This window comes from Citrobacter sp. TBCS-14, assembly GCF_005280805.1.
In the GTDB taxonomy this organism is placed as follows: Bacteria; Pseudomonadota; Gammaproteobacteria; order Enterobacterales; family Enterobacteriaceae; genus Citrobacter; species Citrobacter gillenii.
Window position 1 is genome coordinate 229 of sequence record NZ_SZWM01001105.1, and the last position, 246, is coordinate 474.

Genomic DNA, 246 nt, shown 5'->3' on the forward strand with positions numbered 1-246 from the left:
TGATTACACACGCCCCACCTGCATCCTGATGGGCCAGGAGAAAACCGGCATCACTCAGGAAGCGTTGGATCTGGCTGATCAGGACATCATCATTCCCATGACTGGCATGGTGCAGTCGTTGAACGTTTCGGTCGCCTCCGCGCTGATTCTGTACGAGGCGCAGCGCCAGCGGCAAAACGCCGGCATGTACCGCCGAGAAAACAGTATGCTGCCGCAAGACGAGCAGCAGCGCTTACTGTTTGAAGG

1 protein-coding gene is annotated in these 246 nt (G+C 57.3%); it reads left to right on the plus strand.

Translation table 11 applies throughout. The features are described 5' to 3' along the window. A partial coding sequence (locus tag FDX22_RS32050) for a TrmH family RNA methyltransferase (RefSeq protein WP_304571822.1) occupies positions 1 to 246 on the plus strand: 246 nt, incomplete at both ends.